Origin of the sequence: Priestia megaterium (assembly GCF_009497655.1) — a bacterium.
GTDB classification, from domain to species: Bacteria; Bacillota; Bacilli; order Bacillales; family Bacillaceae_H; genus Priestia; species Priestia zanthoxyli.
Map to the genome: position 1 here is coordinate 4541472 of NZ_CP023317.1, position 14382 is coordinate 4555853.

Genomic DNA, 14382 nt, shown 5'->3' on the forward strand with positions numbered 1-14382 from the left:
GATTCAATCTAACCTCTTTGACGCAAAGGCTTTCTCGCACTATTTTTTTGAATACCTGTCTTTTTACGGCGCGGTGCATAAAGTAGTGATGACAAATTGCCTCCGGCTACAAAAAGAGCAAAGGTAAGCCAGCTTATACTAAAAATCCCTTGCAAATTCGAAGTTGTTAACACTAAGTGCGGCATTGCATAGTAAAGCATCACTCCGCATAGTAAAAGCGATAAAATAACTCGATTTTTTTCCATAACTCTCCCTCCTTATTATTACTATCGTATGCGGGAAAGTAAAAAAAGCAGAACGTTTCTTTGCAAATAAAAAGAGATTAAGACATAACTGCATCGATTCAATCTAAAGATGAACAAATGTGAAACCTACGTTCACCTTAACAATAAAAAAAGAACGAGTGATCGATATTATCGATTACTCGTTCTTTTTTAACTTTAACTGAAATCGTTTTGTCCCATCCTCTATTTATGATTAAAGTTCCAATCCTTCTCCGACTTTTAATACTTTTCCTTCAATACCGGATAAAGACTCAACAAATTGATGAGGATCTTGCTTAATTACAGGAAATGTATTGTAGTGAATTGGCACAACAAGCTTTGCCTGCACCCATTCCGCTGCGATAGCCGCATCTTCAGGTCCCATTGTAAAGTTATCTCCAATTGGAAGAAATGCTACGTCAGGCTCATGGCGACCAATTAACTTTAAATCAGAAAATAAAGCCGTATCTCCAGCATGATAAATTGTCTTTCCTTCAATCGTTAAAAGCAAGCCAGCTGGCATTCCTGTATAAATAATTTTCTCATTATTTTCTGTATAACTTGAACCGTGGAAAGCTTGGGTCAATTTCACCGTACCAAAATCAAATGTATAGGCTCCACCTATGCTCATTGGATGTACGTTTAAGCCTTGCCAGCTAAGATATGTAGCTAATTCTGCTACTGCCACAACAAGTGCACCGCTGCGCTTAGCAATTTCCACCGTGTCGCCTACATGATCATTATGGCCATGAGTCAGTAAAATCACATCTGCTTTTACATCTTCAGCATTTAAATCTGTTAATTCATTTCCAGTGATAAACGGGTCAATTAAAATTGTTTTTCCTTTTGTTTCAATTTTAACAACAGAATGTCCATGATAAGAAACGTGCATCATATATTCTCTCCTTTTACACTAACCTTTTCTATATTCTACCCGTCTGTTTTGGTTACAAAACAAGTGAATACGCGGCTATCATATCACAAACTGCGCAAAAACATGCCTTATTATGCTTGCTCTAATAAAGTTGTTGCATCAGCGTAAGTTAGACCGTGTGCATCTGCCACAGCCGCGTAAGTGACAAACCCATTTAGGGTGTTGATGCCTTGAAGAAGAGAAGGGTTTTTTAAGCACGCTTTTTTATACCCCTGATTTGCTATTTGCAAAGCATAAGGCACCGTTACGTTGGTCAGCGCTAAGGTCGACGTGCGGGGAACAGCTCCTGGCATATTAGCAACAGCATAATGCAAGACTTCATGCTTCGAATAAGTCGGGTTATCGTGAGTGGTAATGCGATCAGTTGTTTCAAAAATTCCCCCTTGATCAATAGCAATATCAACTACAACGGACCCTTTTGACATTGTTTGAACCATTTCCTCGGTGACAAGCTTTGGCGCTTTAGCTCCGGGTATGAGAACCGCGCCTATCACTAAATCTGACTCTTTTACAGATTGTGCGATATTGTAGTGATTTGACATTAATGTCGTCACTTCTTTACCAAATAAATCATCAAGCTGGCGAAGGCGATCAGCGTTTAAATCAATTATTGTAACATCAGCCCCTAATCCGACCGCGATTTTAGCAGCATTGGTTCCTGCTACTCCTCCTCCAATAATCGTTACTTTTCCTCTTTGCACGCCTGGAACTCCACTTAATAAAATCCCTTTGCCACCTTTGGTTTTCTCCAAAAATTGAGCTCCAATCTGAGAAGACATTCTTCCTGCAACTTCGCTCATCGGAGTTAACAGAGGCAAGCTTTTGTTTGGAAGCTGTACAGTTTCATAAGCGATGCCTACCACCTTTTTATCAATCAATGCTTTCGTTAACGCTTCTTCAGCTGCCAAATGTAAATACGTAAACAAAATAAGTCCTTCGCGAAAATATCCGTATTCTTCTGAAATCGGTTCTTTTACTTTCATAACCATTTCAGCATCCCATGCTTCTTTTGCAGTATTTACAATAGAAGCTCCTGCATTTGTGTAATCTTCATCATGGAATCCAGAGCCTTCTCCTGCCTGTGTTTCAATATATACATCATGCCCACCGTTAACTAAAGCTGTAACACCAGCTGGAGTAATAGCCACGCGATTTTCATTGTTTTTTACTTCTTTCGGCACTCCAATTTTCACCTTTATCCCTCTTTTCTTATATCAGTGATTAACTGAAAAAAGAACGCCACACCAAATCCTTTAGAAAACCGGATTTACTATGACGTTACCTTTCGATAGAGCTCAGCATAATCCTGCTTTTCTTAGTTTATATACAGTATATGCATGTAGTTATTCATATAGTTCGTTATCGCTCTTTGCTTCTGGATTTTCAACTACAGAAGCCATAGCATCGCCAATAACGCCGCTTGAATAAGAATCCATTAGCTGTCTTGATGTCTCTTTTTCTCCTTCAAAATCATATTCATATACATGCTGCGGATGTTTTTTGTCTTTCATATGTCACTTCTCCTTTTTCACTCTATTTTCTTTACGAATGTGAACTTTATTTCATAATCCCTTACATGATCTTTTCTATTTTCTTCTTAATTGCTCTAGTTATACCATTTATCTCACATCAAAAAACGCCCGCAGAATTTTCTGCGGACGTTTTGAGAACTGTTTTATATTGAAGCTTTTTCATGCAATTCATCTTTAGCTAGCTGAATTGCTTTTTTCACTTGTTCAAACCCTGTTCCTCCCGCGCTGTTGCGACGATTAACAGCTGTTTTTGGACTTAATACATGGTAGATGTCTTCCTCGAATAAATCTGACGCTTCTTTATATTGCTCGAGCGGCAAATCCATTAGGTAGATATTTTTCTGAATACAAACGAGAACCAGTTTCCCAACCACTTCATGTGCTTCACGAAACGGCATACCTTTTGCAGCAAGATAGTCAGCTAACTCCGTTGCATTTGAAAAATCTTGTTTCGTAGCTTTTTCCATAACATTTGTTTTTACTGTCATTGTTTCAATCATGCCAGCAAAGATCGTTAAGCAGCCTTCAATCGTTGTAACCGTATCGAACATGCCTTCTTTATCTTCTTGTAAGTCTTTGTTGTATGTTAAAGGCGTGCCTTTTAACACAGTCAATAAGCTAAATAAGTGACCATATACTCGTCCTGTTTTACCACGAATTAACTCCGCCATATCAGGATTTTTCTTTTGAGGCATAATACTGCTGCCCGTTGCGTACGTATCGTCCATTTCAATAAATTGAAACTCTTGACTAGACCATAAAATTAACTCTTCACAAAAACGAGATAAATGCATCATTAAAATAGAACTGTTGCTTAAAAACTCTAAAATAAAGTCACGGTCGCTGACAGCATCCATACTGTTTTGATAAATTCCATTAAAGCCTAGAAGCTCCGCGCTGTAATGACGATCAATTGGAAATGTCGTACCAGCTAAAGCTCCTGCTCCTAAAGGAGATAAATCAATACGCTTTAGTGATTCCGCATAACGCTCAGCATCACGCTTAAACATTGAAACATAAGCCATTAGATGATGAGCAAAAGAAACCGGCTGCGCGCGCTGTAAATGTGTGTAGCCTGGAAAAATAGTTTCGACATGTTGATCTGCTTTTGTAAGCAGCACATCTTCTAGATTTTCGATCAGTCCTACAATTTGTTGAACATGCTTTTTTAAATATAAGTGCATATCTGTAGCAACTTGATCATTACGGCTTCGACCCGTATGAAGCTTACCTCCAACCGGACCAATTTCATCAATTAATAGCTTTTCTAAATTCAAATGAATATCTTCATATTGAGCAGAAAATGTTAGTTCTTTCTTCTTAGCTTTTTCAAGCAGTGTTTGAAGGCCTTTTTTAATTTGTGACGCTTCATCTCCAGAAAGAATGCTGCATTTCTCAAGCATTGTTACATGTGCTAAACTGCCTTCAATATCTTCTTCTACAAGATGCTGATCAAATGAAATGGACGCACCGAACTCGTCAATCCATTGTTCAGGGCGTTTCGTAAAACGCCCTCCCCAAAGTTTGGTCATACCGTTGTCACCTTCTTTTGATTTACCATGCTGCTCACTTGTGTTGGAAGACCCCATAATGAGATAAAACCAACTGCTGCATTGTGATCAAATTCATCTTCTTTTGTATATGTTGCAAGTTTTTCATTGTATAAAGAATTAGGAGATTTACGTCCCTCTACGATAGCATGCCCTTTAAATAGTTTTACTCTCACTGTTCCGTTCACATATTGCTGCGTATCCTTTAAGAATGCAAGCAGTGAATTTGTTAATGGAGAGAACCATAAACCTTCATAGATAACTTCTGTTAATTTTTTCTCAATCACTGGTTTGAAGTGCGCTACTTCTTTCACTAATGTTAAATCTTCCAGCTCTTTGTGTGCTTTAATTAATGTCATAGCAGCTGGACACTCATATACTTCACGTGATTTAATTCCCACAAGACGGTTTTCTACATGATCAATACGTCCAACTCCATGCTTACCTGCAATTTCATTCAATTCTAGAATTAACTGAGCTAGCGTGTAAGATTGACCGTTTAATGATACTGGAACACCTTCAACGAATTCAATTTCTACTACATCCGCTGTGTTCGGAGTGTTTTCAAGAGAAGCCGTTAGGTCATATGCTTCTTCAGGCGGAGCTGCCCAAGGATCTTCAAGAACGCCGCACTCGTTACTTCTTCCCCATAAGTTTTGGTCAATTGAAAACGGGCTGTCTAAATTAATTGGAATTGGAATATTCTTTTCTTTTGCATACTCGATTTCTTCTTCACGAGACCATTTCCAGTCACGAACAGGAGCTAAAACTTCTAAGTGTGGATTTAATGCTTTAATTGATACTTCGAAACGCACTTGGTCATTTCCTTTTCCCGTACATCCATGTGCGACAGCTACTGCATTTTCTTGTTCTGCTACTTCTACAAGCTTTTTAGCGATTAGCGGTCTAGATAGTGCAGATACCAATGGATATTTTCCTTCATATAATGTGTGTGCTTGAAGTGCTGCTAACGCAAATGTATTGGCATATTCTTCTTTTGCATCAATCACATATGATGATACCGCTCCAACTGTTAAGGCTTTTTCTTTAACGAACTTTAAATCTTTTCCTTCGCCTACATCTAAACAGCAAGCTACCACATCGTACCCTTTTTCCTGTAACCATTTAATTGCAACTGATGTATCTAAACCTCCAGAATATGCTAAAACAACTTTTGGATTACTCATTATCTATTCCTCCTACAAATTATATATATATTAATACAACCGTTTTAATTTTTATTCATTTAATCTACTATTACTTTAACAACTTTTTAATCTATTTTCAATAGTTATTCAAAAAAAAGTATATAAATTCACGTTTTTTTTAATTTAATAGGATAAAAGCTTTTAAAATACTGTAAAAATAGACGTGAATGAATATTCCTGCCTTAAATGCATTGTATATTTATATGCATAAATCAAGTATAAATGATTTATTTTTCACTTAAAGTAGCTCTGGCTTTTGTCATTGTATAAAATGGAAGGGAAGAGGTGAAAAAATGGAGCGCTTTTTTACTTATGACAACAGACTCGGTATAAAAATTCCTGCTCTTGAAAGAGAATGGACATTCTATTCTGAAAAAGTTCAGCAGGATATCCTCCTAACATGGGAATCCATTCGAGGGCAAATTCCAGACAAAATTCAATCTGTAGAAAAGAGGATTAATCAAAAACAAGCGGCGTTAGAAGATGAGACTAATTTTATCCGCTCCTGTGAATTAAATAGCGAGATAGGAGAACTTGCTTCTATTATTAATGATTTGTGGATTTGGTATCGAACAAATGAGGAAATATCAAAAAAAGTTCACGGATAGACAAAAAAACGAGTCTCATGAAAAATTAATGAGACTCGTTTTTCTTATCCAGCAAATAGCGGTATTGGTAAAAGCGCTTCGCATAATCTGTCACTTGTTTGGCCATTCGATAATTCATCCCTCCGCCAACCATCATACTCACAATTGGCAAACGATTATAAACTTTTCGCTTCGCAGCAAATATAGCTAGCGTTTTTCCAATTTGCACAACGATTTTTTGCAGCCACGTCTTATCTACAATTTGATCAACACCTTCATAAAAATACGGGTCAAATTCTTGGCTTAGCTCACTCTTTAATTGATGCCATCCCTCAGCCTGAAGGTGTCTAGGTAACGTTGCTGCATGGAAAACTTTTAGCGTTAGCATAAGCTCTGAAGGAGTCTGGATATGATAGCCGTAGCTCATTGCTGCCTGTTGCACCGCTTGAATATTCATGCATAAAACAGCGGGTATATCAATACCGACTAGCAGCGATTGGCCGGTTCCTGAAAGTGCTCCTTGACTCAGCGCATACAACCGCAGCTTGGCCATTTGCTGTTCGCATATATAAGAAAGCTGATCTACTTGAAGGGAATTCATTTCTGACAGATCTGTGATATCTTCTTTGAATACACGGGCGGTTTCAATAATTCGTTTTGTCGCTTGAGTTTGCATTTCCGTACCTTGAATTAATGCAGTTAACTGAAAGAGTCCCTCATCAATTTTATGTAAATAGGTCTCACGAACAGAAGCAGGAATTAAGTTAAGCCCTTTTTCTAACCATTCTTCGTACAATAACTCCATCTCAGTTGCTTCTACGCTCTGTAAGCTCTCTTCCCATTTATAGATTTCTTCTAAAAGCTGTTCTTCGCGATTCGTTAATATCATCATGTCACCCTTTCAAGAAATAAGTAGTTTTATTTTTATTATAACAAATAATGCATCCGTTACATTTTGCTTCCTATATTATTTCTTTCTTCTATACGTTGTAAACCTTCTTTCAACCGTCAGCTCCTTACGCTATATAAAAAAGCTGATTTCCTAACAAGGAAATCAGCTTTTCGTTAGTTTGCCTGACAATTTATGAGAATTCATGCATTGAAGAGGCACTTTATGAACTTAAATATTCGCTAAACGAGTAACGTCACGTGCAATCATAACTTCTTCGTCTGTAGGAATAACCATAACTTTAACTGGAGAATGAGGGTAGCTAATAAATGCTTCTTCTCCTTGTACACTATTTAAAGCTGGATCCCAATAAACGCCCATGAACTCTAAACCACGAAGAACGCGAGCACGTACAACATCACTGTTTTCTCCAATACCTGCTGTGAAGATGATTGCATCTACACCAGACATACGAGCAGCATAAGAACCGATATATTTATGAATGCGGCTAGCAAATACTTCAAGTGCTGTTTCAGCACGTTCATTGCCTTCAGCGCTTGCTTTGATTAGATCGCGTAGGTCACTAGAAATACCAGATACACCTAAAAGACCACTTTCTTTATTTAATACATTTAATACTTCGTCAGCAGTTTTTCCTGTTTTCTCCATAATAAATGGAATTAATGCAGGGTCAATGTTACCTGAACGAGTTCCCATTGCTACACCAGCTAATGGTGTGAAGCCCATTGATGTATCAATTGACTTGCCGCCTTCAATTGCAGCGATACTTGCACCGTTACCTAAGTGACAAGAAATTAAGCGCAATTGTTCGATTGGACGGCCAAGAAGCTCAGCTGCACGCTCAGAAACATATTTATGAGATGTGCCGTGGAAACCGTATTTACGAACGCCATACTTTTCATAGTACTCGTACGGTAAGCTGTACAAGAATGATTTTTCTGGCATTGTTTGATGGAATGCTGTATCGAAGACTGCTACAGCTGGAACATTTGGAAGAATATCTTGGAACGCTTTAATTCCCACAATGTTTGCTGGGTTGTGAAGCGGTGCTAAATCAGATAAAGCTTCAATTTCCGCTAATGTTTCATCTGTGATTAAAACAGAATCAGCAAATTTCTCTCCGCCGTGTACTACACGGTGACCTACACCAGTGATTTCATCGTATGATTGAATGATGTTTTGAGAAAGTAACTTTTCAACTAAAATTTTAACTGCAACAGCATGGTCAGGGATTTCTGTAATATCCGTTTGTTTTTCACCATTTACCGAGATCGTGAAAACAGCGTTATCTAAACCAATTCGTTCTACTAAACCTTTTGTTAATACCGTCTCACTTGGCATTTCAAATAATTGAAACTTAAGTGAAGAACTGCCGGCGTTGATTGCCATGATTTTTGACATAAAAAAACAGCTCCTTCTTTATTATACGTGCATCATAAACATAACGAACAGAACATAAAAGTGTAATCTCTACAATATTCTATGCATTTCGACACGATTTCTATCCTTATTCATTTAATCATTCACGACAATAGATTTCAAGAGCTATACATCATGAAAACGCTACCGGTAAAAATTCATTATTTTCGAAAAAGACTTACTTTTTATTAACGCTGAACCATTGGTCCATTTGAGCCATAATATCACTCATTGCTTCTCGATTACTGAACTTCGGCAAATTCACAAGCAGCGCTTGATCAGGCGCTGTTACCCCTTCTCCCTGCTTTTGAAGAATGATAATACTCTTAGCAGCCTGCTCTTGTTTGAACATTGAAAGCGGCAGCTGAACGATTCCTTGAACGATTGCTTCCTCTTTTAGCAGCGGCTGTAATAAATGAGACTGTTCAGACTCGAACAAGTTATTTGGAATAAGGGCCACTACGTATCCTCCGTCTTTTACATGGCGCAAGCTTTGTTCAATGAATAAGTGATGAGCATAGGTATGACCTTCTTCAGCTCTTACTTTATACTCTTTTGCCCCTTCATCGTTTGGATAATAACCAACCGGCAGGTCACAGACAACTAAATCAACAGGATCAATAAAAAGCGGCTGTAAGCTGTCTTGATTAAATAATTGAACGCCGTGCTTCTGTAAGTTTGCATTTACATATGTCAATTGAAGTAATAAATCATCCACATCTACACCGTATACATGTTCAATTGACGCAGCGTGTGTATTTAAAATGGTTGTTAATAAGTTTCCAGCTCCTACTGCTGGATCTAAAAGCGTATACTTATCTTTTCCTGCCATGAATTTTCCAACTAAGTAGCTGACAAATAGTCCTACAGCATCAGGGGTCATTTGGTGGTTAGGCTGAACTGCTTCTTTCATCCCCTTTAAAATAGCTAGCTGATATGCTTTTCGAATCGTTTCTTTTTCAAAATGATCAAGCGTGATTGAATCGTATTCTTTTTTTAAACGTTTTTTGGTTACCTCATCTAGCTCTTCTTGCAAAATAGTTCCTTGAAACAAGTTTTCTCCCGTTTCAGCTACTGCTTCTAAATATACGCAGTTTAGTTCTTTTCTTAAAATAATAGCTGTTTGATCAATTACACCAAATAGCTTTTCCATACTAGCTAATTGACTCATATTCTGCCTCCTGTGTAATGAAATGATATCTATATAAATGAGTAAACGTCCTATTTGGAACATCATATTTTATCATAAAAGCTTCTTAAAACACAAAGAAGGCGAAAAACATTGTTTTCCGCCTTCTGCCGAACGCCATCGACAATCTTACTTAGCTGCTTTAGCTGCTTCGATTGCTGCTTCGTAGTTCGGATGCTCAGTTACTTCTGGTAAGTACTCAACATACGTTACGTTGTCATTTGAGTCTACTACAAAGATTGAACGAGCCAATAAGCGTAATTCTTGAATAGCTACACCATATGCTTCGCCGAAAGATAAGTCGCGGTGGTCAGATAATGTTTGAACATTATCAATGCCGTTAGCACCACACCAGCGCTTTTGAGCAAACGGTAAATCTACGCTCACTGTTAATACTTTTACGTTATCTAATTTAGCTGCTTCTTCGTTGAAGCGGCGAGTTTGCGCATCACAAACTCCAGTATCAATAGAAGGAACTACACTGATTAGGCGAACAGAACCCTTTGTACTGTCAAGCGTTACTTCTGATAAATCATTTGCTAAAACGGTAAAGTTTGGCGCCTTGTCTCCAACCTTTACTTGATTTCCTAATAATGTTACATCGTTACCTTTAAATTTAGTCACGAATAATTCCTCCTTTAAATAAGTATGTACACTGTTCATATTAGCTTGTCTGTCTCTATATTGCAATTAAATGACATACATACTATAACGCTATATGCTAGAAAACATGCCCAATAAAAAAAGGCTTTGCTTGCTTCTTTTATCGTTCAAAGAAGCAAGCAAAGCTTTATTTTATCCCTACAAATTAAAATCATTTGCACCGTCATGATGCTGATTTTGTTGATTATGATGATCCTGCTGATGGTTATTTCGCTTGAACATTTGCTGCACGCGTTCAATGGCTTGAGGTGCTGTATCTAAAATCTTTTCATATAAATGTGTACTTTCATTAAGGTGAAGCATTTTAATTCCGCTTCCACTCACAATTAAAAAGGCAATTGGCGTAATTGATACACCGCCACCGCTACCTCCGCCAAATGGATGACCTGATTCTTGCTGATGCTGCCCTGGAGAAGATGGCGCATGCCCTTCTACTCCAAACTCGCTTCCACCCGCTGCAAAGCCAAAACCTACTTTTGAGACAGTTAAAATAACGCTGCCATCAGGTGTTTCTACGGGATCACCAATGATTGTATTAACATCAATCATTTCCTTTAAATTTTCCATAGCTGTCGACATTAAACTTTTAATTGGATGTTCTGCCATTAAGATAACCTCCTTATGTTTTCACAGAGTGTGTCTTGTTCTTATTTGACGACTTCCATCTTTTGCGACGCTTTTTGGACGTATGCCGCCAGTATCTCAAGGTCCGTAAACCTACTAGAATAGCTTGACCAACTCGAAAAGAAATTATGCACTCAAATACCGTTTCTGACCAAAGATGTTGAAATACAGGAGTAACGCTCATTACAGGCATATCTTTTAGTTTCATATAACGGCTGATTATACCAACTATGCCCCCCTTTGCAGACCATACCGCCCCGGTAAGTACGCCTGTTAACGCAGCATCACCTAAGCCGAAACGGCTGTGCCATTTAATATCCCTTACCGTCACTTTCTGTAAGAAACGACGAAAAATTTTATGAAAACCGACTACCTGTTCAAGGAATTGCTTCGCATTTTCTAACATGCTTAACCCGTCTTCTACAGAATAATCACTCCATGAATTCTCGTCTTCTTTTCCTTGATCACCCATTCCTTTCTTCTTTTCAACAAGCAAACGAGGAGAATCTTTTTTTACTTTCACTACCGGAATTTCATATGTATAGCGAATAAGACCAAACCAAGCCCTGAGTCTCACTCTGTAATAATCGTTATCTCGGACATGATGAAGCTCTACAAATAGCGTGATTTTTGTCCATACAATAAGTACAATAACAATTAAAAGTGCTAGCAATATCCATAAAAGCCATAGCACATCCTTCACTCCTTCTTAGCTTCACATTATCTCCAAAACACAGAATATTAAACCTTATGAAAACAATAAAAAGAGGTTGAGACATAACGAAATGAATCCAATTTAAAGACGAACAAATATATACATGAGCTTAACCGCTTGCGACACCGCAGTTGATTTCCGTGCAAGGCTTCGCTTTCCCTCCAATCAACTGCTAGAAAGACCTACACACATGAAACCTACGTTTACCATAACCCAAAAAAACGAACCACTAATCAAACACCTTGATCAATGGTTCGTTTTTCAATTCGTCTAAATATTTTTGCCCCAGCCTCTTTTTATTATCTGCTTATTGTACCTTCATGTATAACGGTTGTATCTGCGTAGTAATCATGCGCTCCTTGCTTTTTAGGTAAAAAAGCAACTAACAAATAGCCAAGTAAAAAAACTGTTTTAGAAATATAACGTCCAATTCCTTCACGAAACAGCACAACAGGCCAAGTTAAAGTGGAGTCTTTCAGTGATACTACTTTAAGCCCAAACACCATCTTTCCAAGCGTTTGTCCAAAATACTTGGTCATTAAAACAAAATAACCATAAAAGATAATTACCGTCACAATCGTATAGGGAGAAAAAAATCCATCCCCTTGAGGAATATCTGCTAAATGGAAAATGGGTTTGATCAGCAGGGAGTTCAAGCTAGCTACTACAGCTAGATCCAAAAGATATGCCCAAAAGCGCATCCAAAAGCCTGCATAATGGAATTCACTACCTATTGGAGCACTTACCGCTGGCTCATGTTTTATAGTGTCGTTTGATTCGGTTGAATGAGATTGATTTTCCATGTTCCCACCTCTATTCTGCATATAAATACATCAAGCGCGGAGAGCTTGGCTGCGCAAATGTTTTTAACATTGCGGTAACTTGTTCATCTCCACCAATTACTTTTTGCATGCTCATTGAAAGCCAAGAAGGCAGTCCGAATCCTTGATTGTATTGAATTACTTGTGCACCTTTTAACTTGTAATCTTTCTCCATTCCTTTTACCGTATCTTCAAAATAGCCTAGTTGATCGACCAGCTTCAGCTCTTTAGCCTGACGTCCATCGTACACTCGTCCATCTGCAATAGAACGCACTTTTTCTTTAGAAAGGTGACGTCCTTCAGAGATAACATTGACGAAACCATCATACGAGTTGTCTACAAGTGTTTGCATAATTTCTTTTTCTTCTCCGGTCATTTCTCTTGTTGGAGACATAATATCTTTATGAGCCCCGCTTTTAATAACAACAGATTCTACTCCTAGTTTATCTGCCAGCTTGCCATAGTTAACGCTTTGCATAATTACACCTAGTGAACCTGTTAAAGTGTCAGGGATTGCATAGATTTTAGTAGCAGCTGTTGAAATGTAATAGCCTCCTGAAGCAGCCATTGATCCCATTGAAATATAAACTGGCTTTTTCGTGTCTTTCTTCAGCTCTTCAATTTTTTTATGTATTTCAGCACTTTCAACGACGCCCCCGCCCGGTGAATTCACCTTAATAATGACTCCTTTAACTGCCTTATCATTTTTTGCAGCCTCTAGCTGCTTTAAAAATGCTTGGTGGTTATAACCATTTTGAGACATAAGCGGAGAGGAACCGCTTCCTGTATCTTGAATCGTTCCATTGACCTCTAGTACTGCAATTTTCTTAGCTGCATTCCCTTTTTCGATAACTGTTTCTGATAGTTCACTGTCGTCTCCTCCAAATATGCCTGCCAGACCGTCATCTTTTTCTTCTTTGACTGAAAAACCAACATTAACAATCGCAGAAAAAATGAATAAGCAGGCCGCAATTAAAAGAGCAATCCACCTTTTTTTGTTCATGAAAATCCTCCTTTTTAGGTGTCAGAATTAAAAGATTATTCTTTTAATTCTTAAAGCAATAATGCTATAATTATTGTAACAAACTTTTTTTAAAAAGTTTACTTTATCGCTAATATTTTACATATCAGACAAACAAGGGGGAACTATCTATGCCAAATCGTCGCAACGTTTATTTCTTTCATCCAAAAAACCAGGAATCAAAGGCGCTCGTAAGTCCACTTATTGAACTTGCAAAACAATATGACTTTCAAGTAGTAGACCATTTCGACAGCGCTAACATCATTGTAAGTATTGGCGGTGACGGAGCTTTCTTGCAGGCTGTCCGTCAATCTGGCTTTCGAGATGACTGCTTATATGCTGGTGTCACAACTTCAGATCAACTAAGCTTTTACTGCGATTTTCATATCGATGAAACGGATAAAATGATTGAAGCTATTACGACAGAAAATATAGAAGTACGTCGATTTCCCGTTTTACAAACTCAAATTGATCAAGGAACTTCTTTTTATTGCTTAAATGAATGTTCTATTCGATCAGGTGTTATAAAAACACTCAGTCTAGATGTTTTTATTAATGAAAATCACTTTGAAACATTCCGCGGGGATGGGATGATTATTTCAACACCAACAGGCAGTACGGCTTATAATAAATCGGTAAGTGGAGCCGTAGTTGATCCGTTAATTCCTTGTATGCAAGTCAGCGAATTGGCATCGTTAAACAATAATAATTATCGTACATTAGGATCTTCATTCATCCTAAGCGCTGAGCATACGCTCACTTTAAAACTATCCAATGACAACAACCACAGTCCAATTATTGGAATAGATAACGAAGCATTAAATGCACGTCAAGTTGATCAAGTTCAAATACGTTTAAGCGACCGTCAAATTAAAACGGTTAAGCTAAAAGATAACTCTTTCTGGCAACGAGTTAAGCGTACATTTCTATAACAAAAAGCGCCCAA

At 37.9% G+C, this 14382-nt stretch carries 16 protein-coding genes; 2 read left to right on the top strand and 14 right to left on the bottom strand.

Features of this window, described 5'->3' with window-relative positions:
• Positions 1-8: 8 nt before the first annotated feature.
• From CEQ83_RS23235 to CEQ83_RS23255, 6 genes are all read right to left on the bottom strand, one after another.
• The gene (locus CEQ83_RS23235) at positions 9-245 is read right to left on the bottom strand and encodes a hypothetical protein (RefSeq protein WP_098112323.1); all 237 of its coding nucleotides are present in this window, start codon (positions 243-245) and stop codon (positions 9-11) included.
• Positions 246-477: 232 nt separating this feature from the next.
• On the bottom strand, positions 478-1155 hold the full coding sequence (locus CEQ83_RS23240; protein WP_028411792.1) for a metal-dependent hydrolase: 678 nt from the start codon (positions 1153-1155) through the stop codon (positions 478-480).
• 113 nt (positions 1156-1268) lie between these two features.
• Entirely contained in the window at positions 1269-2390 is a 1122-nt protein-coding gene (gene ald / locus CEQ83_RS23245) for an alanine dehydrogenase (RefSeq protein WP_014458028.1), read from the bottom strand.
• A gap of 150 nt (positions 2391-2540) precedes the next feature.
• Positions 2541-2708 carry a hypothetical protein gene (locus tag CEQ83_RS27285; protein ID WP_165573745.1) on the bottom strand — a complete coding sequence of 56 codons (168 nt, stop codon included), beginning with the start codon at positions 2706-2708 and terminating at the stop codon, positions 2541-2543.
• A 164-nt stretch (positions 2709-2872) separates the two neighbouring features.
• Positions 2873-4261 (bottom strand): argininosuccinate lyase, encoded by a 1389-nt coding sequence (gene argH / locus CEQ83_RS23250; RefSeq protein ID WP_014458026.1) that lies wholly within the window; start codon positions 4259-4261, stop codon positions 2873-2875.
• Entirely contained in the window at positions 4258-5466 is a 1209-nt protein-coding gene (locus CEQ83_RS23255) for an argininosuccinate synthase (RefSeq protein ID WP_028411793.1), read from the bottom strand. The genes argH and CEQ83_RS23255 overlap by 4 nt, the downstream gene beginning before the upstream one ends.
• 314 nt (positions 5467-5780) lie before the next feature.
• Here CEQ83_RS23255 and CEQ83_RS23260 point away from each other — a divergent pair, with 314 nt between their 5' ends.
• Entirely contained in the window at positions 5781-6095 is a 315-nt protein-coding gene (locus CEQ83_RS23260) for a hypothetical protein (RefSeq protein WP_028411794.1), read from the top strand.
• A gap of 25 nt (positions 6096-6120) precedes the next feature.
• On the opposite strand, the gene CEQ83_RS23265 is transcribed toward CEQ83_RS23260, so the two are convergent.
• The 8 genes from CEQ83_RS23265 to sppA all read right to left on the bottom strand — a co-directional run bounded on the left by CEQ83_RS23265 (position 6121) and on the right by sppA (position 13418).
• Positions 6121-6963 carry an EcsC family protein gene (locus CEQ83_RS23265; protein ID WP_028411795.1) on the bottom strand — a complete coding sequence of 281 codons (843 nt, stop codon included), beginning with the start codon at positions 6961-6963 and terminating at the stop codon, positions 6121-6123.
• 231 nt (positions 6964-7194) lie between these two features.
• Complete coding sequence (locus CEQ83_RS23270; RefSeq protein ID WP_013059468.1) at positions 7195-8385, bottom strand: acetate kinase; 1191 nt, start codon at positions 8383-8385, stop codon at positions 7195-7197.
• A gap of 196 nt (positions 8386-8581) precedes the next feature.
• The gene (locus tag CEQ83_RS23275; RefSeq protein ID WP_029319991.1) at positions 8582-9574 is read right to left on the bottom strand and encodes a class I SAM-dependent methyltransferase; all 993 of its coding nucleotides are present in this window, start codon (positions 9572-9574) and stop codon (positions 8582-8584) included.
• 147 nt (positions 9575-9721) lie between these two features.
• Positions 9722-10216 (bottom strand): thiol peroxidase, encoded by a 495-nt coding sequence (tpx, locus tag CEQ83_RS23280; RefSeq protein WP_028411797.1) that lies wholly within the window; start codon positions 10214-10216, stop codon positions 9722-9724.
• Between the two features lie 177 nt (positions 10217-10393).
• A complete protein-coding gene (gene ytfJ, locus CEQ83_RS23285) occupies positions 10394-10861 on the bottom strand; it encodes a GerW family sporulation protein (RefSeq protein WP_028411798.1) in 468 nt (155 codons plus the stop codon).
• Positions 10862-10874: 13 nt separating this feature from the next.
• Complete coding sequence (locus CEQ83_RS23290; protein ID WP_028411799.1) at positions 10875-11573, bottom strand: DUF2953 domain-containing protein; 699 nt, start codon at positions 11571-11573, stop codon at positions 10875-10877.
• A 320-nt stretch (positions 11574-11893) separates the two neighbouring features.
• Positions 11894-12397 carry an RDD family protein gene (locus CEQ83_RS23295; protein ID WP_033579607.1) on the bottom strand — a complete coding sequence of 168 codons (504 nt, stop codon included), beginning with the start codon at positions 12395-12397 and terminating at the stop codon, positions 11894-11896.
• Between the two features lie 10 nt (positions 12398-12407).
• Positions 12408-13418 (bottom strand): signal peptide peptidase SppA, encoded by a 1011-nt coding sequence (sppA, locus tag CEQ83_RS23300; RefSeq protein ID WP_028411801.1) that lies wholly within the window; start codon positions 13416-13418, stop codon positions 12408-12410.
• 149 nt (positions 13419-13567) lie between these two features.
• Here sppA and CEQ83_RS23305 point away from each other — a divergent pair, with 149 nt between their 5' ends.
• Complete coding sequence (locus CEQ83_RS23305) at positions 13568-14368, top strand: NAD kinase (protein WP_014458018.1); 801 nt, start codon at positions 13568-13570, stop codon at positions 14366-14368.
• Positions 14369-14382: the final 14 nt, after the last annotated feature.